Source organism: Microbacterium sp. MRS-1 (genome assembly GCF_000585455.1).
Taxonomy (GTDB): domain Bacteria; phylum Actinomycetota; class Actinomycetes; order Actinomycetales; family Microbacteriaceae; genus Microbacterium; species Microbacterium laevaniformans.
The window spans coordinates 11,759-26,592 of record NZ_JAUF01000019.1; the positions used below are offsets into that span (position 1 = coordinate 11,759).

Annotated in this window: 15 protein-coding genes; 6 read left to right on the forward strand and 9 right to left on the reverse strand. The window is 69.5% G+C overall.

The features are described 5' to 3' along the window. Positions 1-5: 5 nt before the first annotated feature. The gene (locus tag AS96_RS05365; protein ID WP_036286513.1) at positions 6-3,413 is read right to left on the reverse strand and encodes a pyruvate carboxylase; all 3,408 of its coding nucleotides are present in this window, start codon (positions 3,411-3,413) and stop codon (positions 6-8) included. A 116-nt stretch (positions 3,414-3,529) separates the two neighbouring features. On the opposite strand from AS96_RS05365, the gene AS96_RS05370 reads away from it, so the two are divergent. After that, positions 3,530-4,336: a ParA family protein gene (locus tag AS96_RS05370; protein ID WP_036286515.1), complete on the forward strand. Its 807-nt coding sequence runs from the start codon at positions 3,530-3,532 to the stop codon at positions 4,334-4,336. Between the two features lie 90 nt (positions 4,337-4,426). Here the strand turns inward: AS96_RS05370 and AS96_RS05375 are convergent, their stop codons facing one another. The 3 genes from AS96_RS05375 to AS96_RS05385 form a co-directional block, all read right to left on the reverse strand. After that, on the reverse strand, positions 4,427-4,972 hold the full coding sequence (locus AS96_RS05375) for a MerR family transcriptional regulator (protein WP_036286573.1): 546 nt from the start codon (positions 4,970-4,972) through the stop codon (positions 4,427-4,429). Between the two features lie 103 nt (positions 4,973-5,075). Next, positions 5,076-5,759, reverse strand: coding sequence for a transcriptional regulator FtsR (gene ftsR / locus AS96_RS05380; RefSeq protein WP_036286517.1), 684 nt, complete (start codon positions 5,757-5,759; stop codon positions 5,076-5,078). Next, positions 5,756-6,250: an FHA domain-containing protein gene (locus tag AS96_RS05385; protein ID WP_197017263.1), complete on the reverse strand. Its 495-nt coding sequence runs from the start codon at positions 6,248-6,250 to the stop codon at positions 5,756-5,758. The genes ftsR and AS96_RS05385 overlap by 4 nt, the downstream gene beginning before the upstream one ends. A gap of 208 nt (positions 6,251-6,458) precedes the next feature. Between AS96_RS05385 and AS96_RS05390 the strand changes: the two genes are divergently transcribed. Further along, a complete protein-coding gene (locus AS96_RS05390; protein ID WP_036286519.1) occupies positions 6,459-6,803 on the forward strand; it encodes a hypothetical protein in 345 nt (114 codons plus the stop codon). Between the two features lie 21 nt (positions 6,804-6,824). Here the strand turns inward: AS96_RS05390 and AS96_RS05395 are convergent, their stop codons facing one another. Beyond that, complete coding sequence (locus AS96_RS05395) at positions 6,825-7,223, reverse strand: hypothetical protein (protein ID WP_036286526.1); 399 nt, start codon at positions 7,221-7,223, stop codon at positions 6,825-6,827. Positions 7,224-7,324: 101 nt separating this feature from the next. Between AS96_RS05395 and AS96_RS05400 the strand changes: the two genes are divergently transcribed. Both AS96_RS05400 and lpdA read left to right on the forward strand, forming a co-directional pair. After that, on the forward strand, positions 7,325-7,903 hold the full coding sequence (locus AS96_RS05400; protein WP_036286528.1) for a copper resistance CopC family protein: 579 nt from the start codon (positions 7,325-7,327) through the stop codon (positions 7,901-7,903). 9 nt (positions 7,904-7,912) lie between these two features. Next, entirely contained in the window at positions 7,913-9,313 is a 1,401-nt protein-coding gene (lpdA, locus tag AS96_RS05405; RefSeq protein WP_036286532.1) for a dihydrolipoyl dehydrogenase, read from the forward strand. Between the two features lie 156 nt (positions 9,314-9,469). Here the strand turns inward: lpdA and AS96_RS05410 are convergent, their stop codons facing one another. Genes AS96_RS05410 through AS96_RS05425 form a run of 4 tightly spaced genes read right to left on the reverse strand, consistent with a single transcriptional unit; the run spans position 9,470 to position 12,897 of the window. Next, a complete protein-coding gene (locus tag AS96_RS05410; RefSeq protein ID WP_036286534.1) occupies positions 9,470-10,114 on the reverse strand; it encodes a CYTH domain-containing protein in 645 nt (214 codons plus the stop codon). After that, positions 10,111-10,338, reverse strand: coding sequence for a hypothetical protein (locus AS96_RS05415; protein ID WP_036286536.1), 228 nt, complete (start codon positions 10,336-10,338; stop codon positions 10,111-10,113). Before AS96_RS05415 ends, AS96_RS05410 begins: the two co-directional genes overlap by 4 nt. Before the next feature lie 54 nt (positions 10,339-10,392). Beyond that, positions 10,393-11,922 carry a CoA-acylating methylmalonate-semialdehyde dehydrogenase gene (locus AS96_RS05420; RefSeq protein WP_036286538.1) on the reverse strand — a complete coding sequence of 510 codons (1,530 nt, stop codon included), beginning with the start codon at positions 11,920-11,922 and terminating at the stop codon, positions 10,393-10,395. A gap of 39 nt (positions 11,923-11,961) precedes the next feature. Next, positions 11,962-12,897 (reverse strand): NAD(P)-dependent oxidoreductase, encoded by a 936-nt coding sequence (locus AS96_RS05425; protein WP_016465379.1) that lies wholly within the window; start codon positions 12,895-12,897, stop codon positions 11,962-11,964. A gap of 200 nt (positions 12,898-13,097) precedes the next feature. Here AS96_RS05425 and AS96_RS05430 point away from each other — a divergent pair, with 200 nt between their 5' ends. Both AS96_RS05430 and AS96_RS05435 read left to right on the forward strand, forming a co-directional pair. After that, complete coding sequence (locus tag AS96_RS05430; RefSeq protein ID WP_036286540.1) at positions 13,098-13,949, forward strand: LysR family transcriptional regulator; 852 nt, start codon at positions 13,098-13,100, stop codon at positions 13,947-13,949. After that, positions 13,946-14,677, forward strand: a complete 732-nt coding sequence (locus AS96_RS05435) for a glutamine amidotransferase (protein WP_036286542.1) — start codon at positions 13,946-13,948, stop codon at positions 14,675-14,677. Before AS96_RS05430 ends, AS96_RS05435 begins: the two co-directional genes overlap by 4 nt. The last annotated feature ends 157 nt before the right edge of the window (positions 14,678-14,834 follow it).

The window sequence follows — 14,834 nt, forward strand, 5'->3', positions numbered from 1 at the left end:
CCAGGCTACTCGGAGGGTCGGACCACCAGCAAAAGATCGCCGGCCTCCACCGCGGTCGCCGCGCCGATGACGAGACGCTCGACGATGCCGTCCATCGGCGCCGTGATGGCTGCCTCCATCTTCATCGCCTCGATGGATGCCACCGGCTGACCCGCCGAGACGCGATCGCCCACCGCGGCCTTCGGGGTGACGACACCCGAGAACGGGGCGGCCACGTGGCCCGCTACGGTCGCATCGGCCTTCTCCGACTGACGCACCTCGACCGCGACGGCGTGGTCGCGCACGAAGACGGGACGCAGCTGCCCGTTCAACGTCGTCATCACGGTGCGCATGCCGCGCTCGTCGGCGTCGCCGATCGCTTCCAACCCCACGTACAGCTGGACGCCGCGCTCGATCTCGACGACGTGCTCGGTTCCGGGCGCGAGCCCGTACAGATAGTCCGCGGTGTCGAGGACGCTGAGATCGCCGTAGGTGTCGCGGGTCTCCCGGAAGGCCGCCGTGGGGGCGGGAAACAGCAGGAAGTTCAGTGTGGCGCGCCGGGTCGCACTGTCGGCTTCGAGGTTCGCGGCATCGGCGTCGGAGATCTCGGTGATCCCGCCGCGGATCTCGCGACCACGCAGCACCTTGGTGCGAAACGGCTCCGGCCAGCCGCCCGGAAGCTCACCCAGCTCCCCCGCCATGAACGCGACGACGGAGTCGGGGATGTCATAGGTATCGGGGTTCTCGGCGAAGTCGGCGGGGTCTGCGCGCACGGCGGCGAGGTACAGAGCAAGATCGCCGACGACCTTCGAGGAGGGCGTCACCTTCGGGACGCGCCCGAGGATCGCGTCCGCGGCGGCGTACATGTCCTCGATCAGCTCGAAGTCCTCCGACAGGCCGAGAGCGATCGCCTGCTGGCGGAGGTTCGACAGTTGACCGCCGGGGATCTCATGCCGATAGACGCGTCCCGTCGGCCCGGGAAGACCCGACTCGAACGGGCGGTAGAGGCGGCGCATCGCCTCCCAGTACGGTTCGAGTTCCGAGACGGCACCGAGGTCGAGTCCGGTGTCGCGCTCGGTGTGCGCGAGGGCGGCGACGAGCGCGGACAGCGAGGGCTGGCTGGTCGTTCCCGCCATCGGCGCCGCAGCGGCATCCACGGCGTCGGCGCCCGCGGCGGCGGCGGCCAACAGCGTCGCGAGCTGACCACCGGCGGTGTCGTGCGTATGGACGTGGACCGGGACGTCGAAGCGGTCCCGCAGAGCCCGCACCAGACGCGCAGCGGCGCCGGGGCGCAGCAGCCCCGCCATGTCCTTGACGGCGAGGACGTGCGCCCCGGCATCCACGATCTGCTCCGCCACGCGCAGGTAGTAGTCGAGGGTGTACAGATCCTCGGTCGGCGACAGGAGATCACCGGTATAGCAGAGGGCGACTTCCGCCAGCGTGGTGCCGGTGTGCAGCACGGCGTCGATGGCGGGCCGCATCTGGGAGACGTCGTTGAGGGCATCGAAGATACGGAAGATGTCGACGCCCGATGCCGCGGCCTCCGAGACGAAGGCATCGGTGACGCGCGTCGGATACGGCGTGTACCCCACCGTGTTACGCCCCCTCAAGAGCATCTGGATCGCCACGTTCGGCACCGCGGCCCGGAGGGCGTCCAGCCGCTCCCAAGGGTCTTCGCCGAGGAAGCGGAGCGCCACGTCGTAGGTGGCGCCGCCCCACGCCTCGATCGAGAGCAGCTGAGGGGTGAGCCGGGCGACGTAGGGCGCGACCGTCACCAGGTCCCGTGTGCGCACGCGCGTGGCCAGCAGAGACTGATGTGCGTCTCGGAACGTCGTCTCGGTGACGGCGAGCGGCGTCTGAGCGCGCAGCTGCGCCGCGAACCCGGCCGGGCCCTGGCTGAGAAGGCGCTGTCGCGAACCGGCAGGAGGAGGCGTGGACAGATCGACGGACGGGAGCTTCGCGCGCGGGTCGGTGACGGCGGGGATCTCCCCGTGCGGACGGTTGACGGTCGTCTCGGCCAGCCACGCCACGATCTTCGATCCGCGGTCCTTCGACGCGCGACCGCGCACCAGCTCGGGGCGCTCGTCGATGAACGACGTGCTGACGTCACCGGCCACGAAGGCGGGATCGTCCAGCACCGCCTGCAGGAAGGGGATGTTGGTCGAGACCCCGCGGATGCGGAACTCGGCGAGGGCTCGACGCGATCGCACGACCGCGGCGCCGAAGTCCCGTCCGCGGCACGTGAGCTTGGCCAGCAGCGAGTCGAAGTGCGCACTGACCTGGGAACCCGCGGCCGTCGTCCCCCCGTCGAGGCGGATGCCCGCGCCGCCCGGCGAACGGTAGGTGGTGATCTTGCCCGTGTCGGGGCGGAACCCCTGGGTCGGGTCCTCGGTCGTGATGCGGCACTGCAGCGCCGCCCCGCGCAGGCGGATCTGGTCCTGGCGCAGGCCGAGCTCGGCGAGCGTCTCGCCGGCAGCGATGCGCATCTGCGATTGCACGAGGTCGACGTCGGTGACCTCCTCGGTCACGGTGTGCTCGACCTGGATGCGCGGATTCATCTCGATGAAGACGACCTCGCCGGCGCGGGGACCGGCCGTCTCGAGGAGGAACTCCACCGTTCCGGCGTTCTCGTAGCCGATCGACCGGGCGAACGCGATCGCGTGGGCGTGCAATGCCGAGGCGATGGTGGGGTCGAGGTTGGGCGCCGGCGCGATCTCGACGACTTTCTGATGACGTCGCTGCACCGAGCAGTCCCGCTCGAACAGGTGCACGGTCTCGCCGGTCTTGTCGGCGAGGATCTGCACCTCGACGTGACGCGGCCGCTGCACGGCCTGTTCCAGGAAGACGCGGGCATCGCCGAACGCGGCATCGGCCTCGCGCATCGCCTCCGCGATCGCAGGGGCCAGCTGCGGCGCGGCTTCGACGCGGCGCATTCCCCGCCCGCCGCCGCCGGCGACCGCCTTCACGAAGATCGGGAAGCCGATCTCGTCCGCGCGCGCGACGAGCGCGTCGACGTCGTCCGACGCGGGCGTCGAGCGCAGCACCGGCACCCCGGCCGCGATCGCATGCTCTTTGGCGGTCACCTTGTTGCCCGCCATCTCGAGGGCGCGCGACGGCGGGCCGATGAAGACGATGCCGCTGCGCGCGGCGGCCGCGGCCAGCTCGGGGTTCTCGGAGAGGAAGCCGTAGCCGGGGTAGATGGCGTCGGCGCCCGCCTGCTCGGCCACGCGGATGATCTCATCGACGTCGAGGTACGCACGCACAGGTTGGCCGATGGTGCCGATCTGGTACGCCTCGTCGGCCTTCAGCCGGTGCAGCGAGTAGCGGTCCTCGTAGGGGTAGACCGCGACCGTCCGCGCACCCAGTTCGAAGGCGGCACGAAAGGCACGGATCGCGATCTCTCCGCGGTTGGCCACCAGGATCTTGCGGAACATGCGGACCTCTTCTCCGAGCGGCTCCCGCGCGCCGAGGGAGCAGATTCCCCGACGAGCCCACTTTTCACGAGGGCCTGAGTGTCCTCACAGCCTAGGGGACGGTAACGTAGAGCCTCGTGCACGTACTCTCCGTCTCCTCGCTCAAGGGGGGTGTCGGCAAGACCACCGTGACTCTCGGCCTCGCCTCCGCGGCGTTCGCCCGAGGGGTGCGGACTCTCGTCGTCGACCTCGACCCGCAATCTGACGTGTCGACGGGCATGGACATCCAGGTGGCCGGCCGGCTGAACGTGGCCGACGTGCTCGCCAATCCCAAGGAGAAGGTGGTCCGCCAGGCCATCACCGCCAGCGGCTGGGCCAAGGTGCACCCGGGCACGATCGACGTCATGATCGGCAGCCCGTCGGCGATCAACTTCGACGGCCCGCACCCGAGTGTGCGCGACGTGTGGAAGCTCGAAGAGGCCCTCGCCACCATCGAAGCCGATTACGACCTCGTCCTCATCGACTGCGCCCCCTCGCTCAACGCACTGACGCGTACCGCATGGGCGGCTTCGGACCGGGTCATCGTGGTCACCGAACCGGGACTGTTCTCGGTCGCCGCCGCCGACAGGGCGTTGCGGGCGATCGAGGAGATCCGCCGTGGCCTGTCTCCCCGCCTGCAGCCGCTCGGGATCGTCGTGAATCGCGTGCGCCCGCAGTCGATCGAGCACCAGTTCCGCATCAAGGAGCTGCGCGACATGTTCGGTCCGCTCGTCCTGTCGCCACAGCTTCCCGAGCGCACGTCGCTGCAGCAGGCGCAGGGGGCGGCGAAGCCGCTGCACATCTGGCCGGGCGACTCGGCTCAGGAGCTGGCCGGCGACTTCGACGCACTGCTGGACCGCGTCATGCGCACCGGTCGGATCACCGCGGGCGAGCAGCGGGCCTGACCTTTTCCGTCACACAGCGGTCGGTCGTCGATCGGGCGCCGAAGACGAGAGCCGACAAGCAGCGCGTCGGCTCGCGGCGCCGTTGCCTTCTCAGGCGGACTTGACGGCGCGACGAGCGGCGAGTTCGTCGACGGGGTCCGGAGCCTGCGGATCGAAGTCGAGCAAGGTCGATTCGACCTCGTGCAGCACTTTGCCGACGGCGATGCCGAACACGCCCTGTCCCCTGCTGACGAGGTCGATGACTTCGTCGTTCGAGGTGCAGAGATAGACGGACGCGCCGTCGCTCATCAGCGTGGTGCCGGCGAGATCGCGGATGCCGGCGGCACGAAGCTGCTCGACCGCCGTGCGGATCTGCTGCAGGGAGATGCCGGTATCGAGAAGCCGCTTCACCAGTTTGAGCACGAGGATGTCGCGGAAGCCGTAGAGACGCTGCGATCCCGAACCGCTGGCGCCGCGGACGGTGGGCTGGACGAGTTCGGTACGCGCCCAATAGTCGAGCTGACGATAGGTGATGCCGGCTGCGCGTGCAGCGACGGCGCCGCGGTACCCGACCTCGTCATCCATCTGCGGCAGACCGTCCGTGAACAGCAGCTCGGTGGCGAAGCGGACCTCATCAGGCGCATCGTGCGCGGTCATGCTCGCCTCCATGTGGACAGTGCGTCGTTTCCTCCACGGTAGATCAGCCGAGTGCCTGCGGCAACGACATCCGCATCCCGACGCTCGGCGTGTCGCGCCGCCGTCACGGCGCGATGCGGTCCAGCGCCGCGTGCGCGAACGCCGCGCGCACTTCGTCCAGGCGACGAAGCAGCTCGGGAGCGAGCTCGCCCGCACGTGCACGCGACACGGCGTCCGAGCGGCGCAACAGGGGCGTCAGCGCGCTCTCGACGAGCGCGACCTCACGCTCCGCTGCCTGCCGGACGCCCCGCACGTGGCGGGGCTGGATGCCGTGCCCGTCGAGGGCCACGAGCGCACGAAGCACACCCAGCGTCTTGTCGTCGTAGCTCTCGGCTGCCGCGATGAGCCCGGCGCGTACGGCATCGTTCAGCAGCGCCGCCGACGCTCCTGCCGTCTGCAGCAGTTCCTCGCGGCGATAGCGGCGCGGGGCGGTGACGATCGACGCCGTCGCCGGCGGCGCGACAGTGCCGCCGTGCTGTTCGTCGAGATACTCGCGAATTCGCGCAAGGGGCATGTAGTGGTCGCGCTGAAGCGTGAGCGCGGTGCGCAGTCGCTCGACGTCGAGAGGCGAGAACTTGCGGTACCCCGACTCGGTTCGCAGGGGCGTGACGATGCCCTGCACCTCGAGGTAGCGCAGCTTGCTCGCGCTGAGATCGGAGAACTCCGGCGTCAGGCGTGCGAGCACCTGACCAATGCTGAGATAACCCGAGGACGACGCGCGTCCACGGGGTGAGACAGCCGGGCTCACCCGCTCGTCACCTGACCGCGGTCGACCGGCGACGCGAAGAAGTTGAGGCGGAACTTGCCGATGCGCACCTCGGAGCCGTCGATGAGCACGGCACGGTCCACCCGTTCACCGTTGACATAGCTGCCGTTCAGAGAGCGCTGGTCGACGAGCTCGAAGACGGCGCCGGTGCGGGTGATCTCTGCGTGACGACGAGAGACGGTGACATCGTCGAAGAAGATGTCGGCCTCGGGATGGCGCCCAACCGTGGTGACATCGGTGTCGAGCAGATAGCGTGCGCCCGCCGTGGGACCGGAGCGGACGAGCAGCAACGCAGCGCGAGACGGAAGCGCATCGATGGCCTCCCGCTCGACGTCCGTCAGGTCCGTTCCGAACGGCACGAAGGAGAGGTCGGAATCGTGACCGAAAGTCTGGGTGGTGTCGGCAGAGCCGGCACTCCCGGCGTCACGTCGGATACCGCTGACACCAGCGTCTCGAGCGTTCTCTTCCACCATGGCCTCCTTCCTCTTCACCCTAACGGATCGACCCGGGCTGCGAACCCCCGCCGGGGAACCGGGTTTCGCGCCGCGCCAGCCCCGATCCCGCCGAGCGGTGCGACTCAGCGGCGTGTGTCGATGTGTGACGCCGTCCGCGCGGACGGCCTTCGCCCCGACGTAGCCTGATCGCACCGCCACCACGGGCGGCATCCACGAGAGGAACCCCGTGTCCGCAGCGCAGAACCGCCTCACGCCCGCACCGGTGCGTCAGGACGCCATCTGCATGTGCGCGACGGGCCGCGGTTGCTCTTCCTTCGCGGCCGGACACGCCGTCCACCTGATCCAGTCGCGGCTGGTGTCGGCAACGCCCGGAGAATGGGTCGACGCGATCGCGGTCGCCTCAGCGGCCGACGGCACGCTCACGATCGTCACCCTCGAGGGGCGCGAGATCGAACTGTGGAACGGCGCCGGGGCCGCGGCGTCCGTGCAACGGGGTACGCCGGTCGCGTTCCACCCGCGCTATCACGCGCTCCACGCCGGAGGACGGCTCTTCAACGTGCTCGCGGTCTGAGTCGAGAGGGACGGGTGCCGCTCAGGCGGCCGCCATCATCGCGTCTTTGACCGCCATGCACGCATCCATACAGGCCCGGCACGCGTCCGCGCACATGGCGCACACGGGGCTGTCATCAGCGTGCATCATGCACATGTCCATGCACGTCTGACACATCGCGATGCAGGCGTCGAGCATCGCCATCATCGACGCCGGCGTCATGCCCGGCATCCGCAGCATGGCACGCATCATGGTGTTGCACATGTCGGCGCAGTTCATGCACGACGGGGCACAGCCCATCATCTGCATCGAGCACACCGTGCAGGCCTGCTCACAGGCGGCACAGGCGTCCATGCAGGCCTGCATGACCGCGGCATCCATCGCGGGCATCTCGGCCATCGACATCTCGCCGGCCATCGCTTCCATCATCCTGGCGTCCATCTCGCACCGTCCTTCCGGTCACGGCGAGCGCGACGCTCGCCTGCCGCCATGCTAGGACTCCGACCCGGCGCACAACAGGCGCGGATAGGGTCGAGGACGTGATGTCACACAGAGTTCGTACGTTCCGTTCGGTCCTCGTCGGCCTCGTCGCACTCCTGCTCGGCGGACTCTCCATCGCCGTGGCCTCCCCCGCGTGGGCGCACGATGAGCTGATCGGCGCCGACCCGGGCGTGAACGCCGAGGTCGGCACGCTGCCCGCCCAGATCACCATGACGTTCAGCGGCGTGCTGATGGACGAGCCCGGCGCGACGCAGGTCGTGGTGACGGATGCCGCGGGAGCCTCGCTCACCGACGTCGATCCGACGCTGGACGGCACGCATCTGACACAGGGGCTCGCCGGCAACGCGTCCGGCCCGGTGACCGTGACCTGGCGCGTGGTCTCCAGCGACGGCCACCCGGTCTCGGGGCAGTACACGTTCACCGTGGCGGGCGGCTCGTCGCAGACGGCCGCTCCCGCCGAAACGACGACCACACAGACACTCACCGCGACGCCGACATCGAACGGCGATGGAGGTGTCCCGGTGTTCGTCTGGGTGCTGCTCGGCCTGGTGGTCGCGGCCGCGCTCGGCGCCCTCGTGGCGGTGCTTCTGCGGAAGTCCCGAGCCACCCCCGAGGACTAGGCTGAGAGCATGCCTCATTTCAACGTCGTCGTCCTCGGTGCCGGCCCTGGTGGCTATGTCGCGGCGGTCCGCGCCGCGCAGCTCGGCCAGTCCGTCGCCATCATCGAAGAGAAGTATTGGGGCGGTGTCTGCCTCAACGTCGGCTGCATCCCCTCCAAGGCGCTTCTGAAGAACGCCGAGATCGCCCACACCCTGAAGCACAAGGCCGACTTCTTCGGCATCACGGGTGAGTTCAGCCTCGACTTCGGCACGGCGTGGGACCGGTCGCGCGTCGTCGCCGACGGCCGCGTCAAGGGCATCCACTACCTGATGAAGAAGAACAAGGTCACCGAGTTCGAGGGCCGGGGCACCTTCACCGGCCCCAAGGCGATCTCGGTCGCCAAGAGCGACGGCTCCACCGAAGAGGTCACCTTCGACAACGTCATCATCGCGACCGGCTCGACGGTGCGCCTGCTCCCGGGCGTGACGCTGAGCGAGAACGTCGTGACGTACGAGGAGCAGATCCTCACGCGCGATCTGCCGAACTCGATCGTCATCGTCGGCGCCGGCGCCATCGGCATGGAGTTCGCCTACGTCATGACGAACTACGGCGTGAAGGTCACGATCATCGAGTTCCTCGACCGGGCCCTCCCCAACGAGGACGCGGACGTCTCGAAGGAGATCGCGAAGCAGTACAAGAACCTCGGGGTCGACATCCTCGTCTCGACCAAGGTGGAGTCGGTCGTCGACTCCGGCGACAAGGTCACGGTGACCTACACCGACAACAAGAGCGGTGCGCAGGGCTCGATCGAAGCCGACAAGGTGCTCATGTCGATCGGCTTCGCTCCCCGGGTCGAGGGCTTCGGCCTGGAGAACACCGGTGTGAAGCTCACCGAGCGCGGTGCCATCGAGATCGACGACTTCATGCGTACCAACGTCGAGGGCATCTACGCCATCGGTGACGTCACGGCCAAGCTGCAGCTCGCCCACGTCGCCGAGGCGCAGGGCGTCGTCGCCGCCGAGACGATCGGTGGCGCGGAGACCATGGCCCTCGGCGACTACCGCATGATGCCACGTGCGACCTTCTGCTCGCCGCAGGTGGCGTCGTTCGGCTACACCGAGGCTCAGTACAAGGAGACCGGACGCGAGTACAAGGTCGCGACCTTCCCCTTCATGGCCAACGGCAAGGCGCACGGCCTCGGCGAGCCGGTCGGCTTCGTCAAGCTCATCGCGGATGCCGAGCACCTCGAGCTCGTCGGCGGCCACCTCATCGGCCCCGACGTGTCGGAGCTGCTGCCGGAGCTCACCCTCGCCCAGAAGTGGGACCTGACCGCTCTGGAGCTGGCGCGCAACGTGCACACCCACCCGACGCTGTCCGAGGCTCTGCAGGAGGCCTTCCACGGTCTCGCGGGACACATGATCAACCTCTGAGCTCCGTGAGCTCTGGAGTACGCTGACTCCTACGACTGACGCCGCCCCAACCGAAGCCGGGGGCGGCGTCAGTGGTTTCCGGCATCCGACGTCCGTTCGTCCGTCCCTTCTCGACGCCATCCGCAGGCGAAAGCGACGAGACGGGACGGACGGCCGTCAGAGCCCGAGCGTGCGAGCGAGCTTGGAATCGGATGCCGCGGGGCGTCCGCCCACCGCCGCGACGGCAGCGGTGACCGCGTCGAAGAGCGCGGTGCGGGCACCGTCGGCCGGCGCGGCAGGACCCAGCTCGAACTCCCACTCGCGCCACGTCGTCTGCACACCGCGGACCTCGTCGGTCGCGACGACGTGGTCGTCGACGAACTCCGCGACGAGCGCGCCCACCTCGTCGCGGAGGGCGTAGGCATGGCGGTCGTTGACGATGCGGGCAATCGGCGCCAGGTCTCCGGCGGCGATCTCGGCCACGGCGTCGGCGACGGCATCCGGGACGGTCACCTCACCGGCGGGCGCGCTCGCTGGCGCCTCATCGAGCGGCCAGTGCGTCTCGAGCCGCCCGCCGTCGGCGGTCTTGGGCCCCTTGATGTGCCATCCCTCGTCCGGTCCTCCGGTGCGGCGGCGCACCGCGTAGCCGGCGCGCCCCAGGGCGAAGCCCGGCACGTCCAAGTACCGGGCATCGAGGTCGCGACGCGCGGGCCCATCGACGACGGCGACACCCGGCAGACCCGACAGGTCGGGCAGCGGGGTGTCGCCGTGGACGTCGAACGTCAGCTCGATCTCGAGCGCGCGCTGGGGCTGCGGCGTCACTCGTCCCGGCCGTCGGGGTCGGGATCGATGTCGTCCTCCGCCTCCACGAAGTGGAACTCGGCGGACGTCGGGCCGTCACCCTCGCCGGTGTTCTCGGCCGCGCCGGTGCGCTCGTAGACGATCTGGGTCTCGCTGTAGGGCAGGATCAGCCGGTCCTGGCTCTCGTCGGCCAGGGGAAGGACCTGCCCGTCCAGCGGGCCTCCGTGCAGTCGTGCGATCGCCATGGTGTACCTCCGACGATGGAGCGGAATGTGGAACTCCAGCCTATCCTGGACGATTCAGTGGGTCGGGAAGCCCAGGCTGATCTGGCTCTCGCTGGGGTCGGGCCACCGCGTCGTGACGACCTTCCGGCGCGTGTAGAAGTTGAACGCCTCCGGGCCGTACATGTGCGTGTCGCCGAACAGCGAGTCCTTCCAGCCGCCGAACGAGAACGCCCCGATCGGCACGGGAATGGGGACGTTGACCCCGACCATTCCGACCTCGATGTCGTACTCGAACTGGCGGGCGGTCTTGCCGTCGCGGGTGAACACCGCGGTGCCGTTGGCGTAGCGGTTGTCGTTGATCAGCGCAACGGCGTCGTCGTAGGAGGCGACACGCACGACCGAGAGCACCGGCCCGAAGATCTCCTCGTCGTAGACGCGCATGCCCGGCGTCACGGCGTCGACGAGCGACGGTCCGATGAAGAACCCGTCGCCGTCCACCGCGAGCTCGCGGCCGTCCACCACGATGCGGGCGCCCTCGTCCGCAGCTCCCGCGACGAAGCCGCGGACACGCTCGAGGGCATCGCGCGTGATCAGCGGGCCCATGTCGCTGTCGGGGTCGGTGCCGTCGCCGACGACGAGTCCGCCGATGCGCTCGGCGACCTTCGCGACCAGCGGGTCGGCGACGTCGCCGACCGCGACGACGACCGACACGGCCATGCAGCGCTCCCCCGCCGAGCCGTAAGCCGCCGAGACCGCGGCATCCGCGGCGGCGTCCAGATCGGCATCGGGCATGACGATCATGTGGTTCTTCGCTCCGCCCAGCGCCTGCACGCGCTTGCCGTTCTCGGCGGCACGCGCGTAGATGTACCTGGCGATCGGGGTCGAGCCTACGAACGACACGGCGCGCACGATCGGGTCGTCCAGCAGTGCGTCGACCGCCTCCTTGTCGCCGTGGACGACGTTCAGGATGCCGTCGGGAAGCCCCGCCTCGGCGAAGGCCTCGGCCAGCCACACCGCCGCCGACGGGTCGCGCTCGCTGGGCTTGAGGATCACGGCGTTGCCGGCGGCAATGGCGGTCGTCACCATCCACAGCGGCACCATCGCGGGGAAGTTGAACGGCGTGATGCACGCGACCACACCCACCGGCTGACGCACCTGGTGCACGTCGACGCCCGACGCGACCTGCTCGGAGTAGTCGCCCTTGAGGTGGTGCATCAGACTGGTGCAGAACTCGACGTTCTCGAGCCCTCGAGCCACTTCGCCGAGGGCATCGTCCACCGTCTTGCCGTGCTCGGCGGTGATGATGCGGGCCAGCTCCTCGGCGCGGGAGGCGACGATCTCGCGGAGGCGGAACATCACCTGCTGACGTTTGCCGAGGCCGGTGTCGCGCCAACCACGCTGAGCGGCCTGGGCGCGGCGGGCGGCCTCGTTGACGAACGCGGCCGAGGCCAGGGCGACGTCTCCGCTCTGCCGGCCCGAGGCGGGGTTGAAGACCGGACCGGTCCGGCCTTGGGGGCTGACGCGTTCTCCGGCGACGATGTGCGGGATCACGGTGACCGAGCCGGTGGGATCGGCGGAGGTCTGCGGTGCGGATGCGGTGGTCATGGATTGCCCTCTCGATCGGGGTGTGCAGGGGATGGCGGGTCAGGCGGCGGACGCGCCGTCGCGGGACGGGTCGTAGCCGCGGAGGGTGCCGTCCGGCGAGGCGAACCGCGCGACCAGCGTGCAGTCCTTGCCCCCCAGGCCTTCGGCGATGAGGTCGTCGAGCTGGCCGAGCGCGAGACGCGCCGCCGGCAGGTGCACGCCGGTGTCGTCTCCGGCCTGTACGGCCAGTGCGCAGTCCTTGCGGGCGAGCTCAACGGAGAAGGTCGCGTCGAAATTCTTGTTCGCCGCCGCCTTCTCGACGATGCCCGGCACCGGATACCAGGTGCGCAGCGCCCACGAGTCGGCCGACGAGACGCGGGCGACGTCCCAGAACACCTGCGGATCCAGACCGAGCTGCTCCGCGAGTTGCGAGCCTTCCGACACGGCCATGACCGAGATGAAGAGCATCATGTTGTTGACGAGCTTCGCGGCGATGCCGGCTCCCGCCTCACCGCAGGCGATGACGTTGCCCGCCATCGGCGCCACGACCTCCCGCGCCCTCTCCACGTCGGCGGCACCTCCGCCGAGCATGAACGTCAGCGTGCGCGCCTCCGCGCCCGCGGTTCCGCCGGAGATCGGCGCATCCACGAACGACAGACCGCGCTGCTGCGCTCCGGCGTGGCACCAGCGCGATGTCTCCACGTCGACGGTCGAGGTGTCCAGCAGCAAGGTCGACGGCGCCGCGTGCGCAAGGATGCCGTCGATGCCCCCGTACACGCCGCGGACGTGCTCGGGCTTGGGCAGCGAGGTGATCGCGGCATCCGCGCCGTCGAGGGCCTCGGCAACCGAGGAGACGATCTGCACTCCCCGCTCGGCGGCGGCCGCCGCAGCAGCGGGGTTGAGGTCGACGCCATGGACGGTGTGCCCCGCGGCAACGAGGTGCGCCGACATGGGCGCACCCATGTGACCCAATCCGATGAAGGCGATCGTGGACATGAGACTCCCTTCGACACCGGCGACGGTCGTCGTCGCGGGCAGTGGCCGCCGTCGTCCTCGACGTCGCCCGTGGCCAGCGTAGGCACCGCGTGACCGTGGATCAATGCACACACTCGCCGCAAACTTGCACCGCAGGTGTGCACTGGTGCACACTCGTCGGCATGCCTGCCGCTCCCCCGGATCCCCCACTGGACGCGCTGATGACATTCCTGTCGGTCGCGCGCCTGGGTCGCTACACGGCCGCCGCCGAGGTTCTCGGGGTCAATCACTCCACGGTGTCCCGTCGGGTCACGGCGCTCGAGTCCGCGATGGGAGGACGTGTCCTGGTCCGCACCGCCGGCGGCTGGGAGGTCACCGATCTCGGTCACCGTGCGGTGACGATCGCCGAGCGCATCGAAGCGTCACTGCGCGAGCTCATCGACGGGGAGAACGCCGATGCCGTGCACGGCATGGTGCGCGTCTCCGCCCCCGATGCCTTCACCTCGGTCTTCCTCGCACCGGCGATGACCGCTCTGCGACGCGAGCACCCGCAGCTCGCGGTCGAGCTGCTCTCGGCGACGCAGCGTGTCCGCCAGAACCGCTCCGGCGTCGATCTGGAGATCGTCGTCGGTCGACCTCAGGTGCTGCGGGCGTACGCGACGCCGGTCTGCGCGTACGCGCTTCGTCTCTACGCGACACCCGACTATCTCGACGAGGCGGGTAGGCCCGACTCGATCGCCGAGCTGGCCGCACACCCCCTCGTGTACTACGTGGAGAGCTCGCTGCAGGTCGATGAGCTCGACCGCGCGCTGCAGGAGCTGCCGGACTCGCCGGCATCCGTCCGTTCGACGAGCGTCTTCGCACACGTCGAGGCGACGGCGGCCGGAGCGGGCATCGGCATCCTGCCCGATTTCCTCGGCGACGCCGACCCGCGCCTGACCCGGGTGCTGGACGGCGCCTACGCGCACCCTCTCGCCTACTGGGCCGTCGCTCGCGACGAGGGGCCTCGAAACCCCGCCGTCGCCGCCACCTTGGAAGCCCTCATCTCGTACATCGAAACGGTCCGAGGATGAAGCCGTTCCTGCTGCTCGGGACCCGGGCGGAGGACGTACCCGCCGACGAGGAGTACGCCCTTTTCCGTCGCTTCACCGGGCTGTCGCCGGACGAGCTCGTCCGAGTACGGGTGGAGGCAGAGCCCCTCGGAAAGGTGGACCTGGACGCATACTCGGGCATCTTCGTGGGCGGCGGGCCGTTCAACGCGTCGGACCCGATCGAGAAGAAGTCACCCGCACAGCGGCGGGTCGAGGCGGAGATCGCCGCCCTTCTCGACGAGGTGGTGGCGCGGGACCTCCCCTTCTTCGGCGCCTGCTACGGCGTGGGAACCCTCGGCGCACATCAGGGCGCTGTCATCGACGGCACCTACCGGGAACCCATCAGTGTCATCGAGGTCGACAAGACCGGCGCCGGGCACGACGACCCGCTCCTGGCCGGCCTGCCCGACCGCTTCGCGGCATTCGTCGGCCATAAGGAGGCGATCTCCGCGCTGCCGGCGACGGCGACACTGCTCGTTCGAGGCGAAGCCTGTCCCGTGCAGATGTTCCGCGTCGGCAGGAACGTCTACGCCACACAGTTCCACCCGGAGTGCGACGTCGAGGGCATCTCGACCCGCGTGCGCGCCTACGCCGGCTACGGGTACTTCGCGCCCGACGAGTTGGATCTCACCCTCGACGCCGTGCGGCGTCTGCCCGTCGTGCACACCGGCAGCATCCTGCGGGCTTTCGTCGAACGCTACGCCCGCTGACACCGCGTGCACAGGCGCGAGCCGACATGCAAGGGATGCCGCGCGACACGCCGCCGCATCCCTCGCGGAGGCGGCGTGCCGGTCAGCACGCCTTGCAGTTGCGGACGGGCAGGGCGAGGCGCGGCGGCGCGCTTCGACTCGTCGCTGCGCTCCTCGC